At 65.3% G+C, this 458-nt stretch carries 1 protein-coding gene; it reads left to right on the top strand.

All coding sequences use genetic code 11. The features are described 5' to 3' along the window. On the top strand, positions 1 to 458 hold a 458-nt coding region (locus HX846_RS38275), incomplete at both ends, for a YeeE/YedE thiosulfate transporter family protein (protein WP_178967587.1).

Below are 458 nucleotides of genomic sequence, written 5' to 3' on the forward strand. Positions count from 1 at the left end.
TGGTGCTGTTCTTCCCCGCGCTGGGGGCCGGCACCCTGTTCGGCCAGCCCGTGGTCGGGCTGGTGGCACCGGCCGGGGTTTCGGTGGTGTTCGGGGCATTCATTTTCGGCATCGGCATGCAGCTGGGCGGCGGTTGTGCGTCCGGCACCCTGTTCACCGTGGGCGGCGGTAATGCGCGCATGCTGGTGACGCTGTTCTTCTTTATCTGTGGTTCGTTGATTGCCACCCACCACATCGAATGGTGGTTTGCCCTGCCCTCGTTCCCGGCGATCTCCATCGTCAAAAGCTTCGGTGTAATGCCGGCATTGCTCGCGAGCCTGGCCGTGTTCGGGGTCATCGCAGCAGTCACCGTGCGCCTGGAAAAAGGCCGTCACGGGCAACTCGAAGCCGGCGTGACCAGCGAACACCAGGGCCTGCGCCGCTTCCTGCGCGGGCCATGGCCATTGGTGTGGGGCGCA

This window comes from Pseudomonas sp. K5002, assembly GCF_013386655.1.
In the GTDB taxonomy this organism is placed as follows: Bacteria; Pseudomonadota; Gammaproteobacteria; order Pseudomonadales; family Pseudomonadaceae; genus Aquipseudomonas.